The following is a 1,293-nucleotide window of genomic DNA, read 5'->3' on the forward strand; positions in this document are numbered from 1 at the left end:
TTTCTTCCCATGATCCATTGTCGTCTTTCTGACCATAGAGTTTCGCCTTGCCATCGCCACTGCCAGACAATACATAGCGGCTATCTGGGCTGAAGGTGGCTGAGTAGAGCTCGCCATCATGGGAAATAGTCGCTTTTACTTCCCACGATCCATTGTCGGCCAGGCCATGGATTCTCACCTTTTGATCTTTAGTGGCGGTCAATACATAGCGGTCATTGGCGCTGAAGGCTGCTGAGTAGAACCAGCTATTGTAGGAAATAGTGGTTTTTTCTTCCCATAACCCGTCGTCCAGGCCATAGATTTTCATCTTGTTGTCTCTGCCACGGGTGATCACATAGCGGCCACTTGCGCTGAACCTGGCCGAGTAGACCTCCTTGTCGTGGGAAATAATGGTTTTTTCTGCCCATGACCCATCGTCACTCCGGCCATAGATTTTCGCCTTGCCATCTTCACTGGCGGTCACTACATAGCGGCTATCGGCGCTGAAGAAGGCGGATTCGACAGGACGATCGTGGTGAATGATGGTTTCTTCTACCCATGAACCATCGTCGCACCGGCCATAAATTTTCGCTTTGCGATCTCCACTGGCAGTCACTACATAGCGACCATCGGCGCTGAAGGTGGCTGAGTTGACACAGCGATGATGGATAATAGTCGCTTTTTCTTCCCATGTTCCATCGTTCTTCTTGCCGTAGATTATCGCCTTGTAATCGTTAATGGTGGTCAACACGAAGAGGCCATTGGCGCTGAAGGTGAGCGCTATGACGTCGTCATCATGAGAGAAAGTGCCTTTTGGTTGCCATGATCCATCGCTCTTTTGGCCGAAGATTCTCAAGCTGTTATCGTCAGTAGCGCATGCCACATGGTGGTCATCGGCGCTGAAGGCAGCTAACCTCACCCCACCATCACTGGGGAGGATGGCTTTTGTCTCTAATTTAAATGTTTTACATTGAGACATCCGATTAGTGAGGGTGAAAAAGAACAGAGCAGGAAAGTAAATACTCCCATGACGATCCATGACTGACTTGACTAATGGCTCATCCTTCGTGAAACGCTTCAACCATTTCTGGAGTTCATCTTTATCTTTTACAGTGACGATTGTCTTTATAAGAGCCTGGTGTGATGAAGCAAACCGGCGATACCATGCCCTTGCCATTGCAACATCATTTTTGACCGTGTTGTTCATGTATGAATTTGCCCGTGTTAAATGGGCAATATCACGGGTCTGCAAATAAGTAAAAATTTTGGATTGTATTCCCGGGGGCAAATCGAGCAATAATGAAAACTCACTCT

Annotated in this window: 1 protein-coding gene; it reads right to left on the minus strand. The window is 47.9% G+C overall.

Annotated features, from left to right (window positions below; all coding sequences use genetic code 11):
* Window positions 1–1,186, minus strand: a 1,186-nt coding sequence (locus KDK18_RS07815; RefSeq protein ID WP_257254343.1) for a WD40 repeat domain-containing protein, incomplete at its 3' end; no start/stop codon positions are given.
* Window positions 1,187–1,293 lie beyond the last annotated feature (107 nt).

It is taken from the genome of Endozoicomonas sp. SESOKO3 (assembly GCF_024606255.1).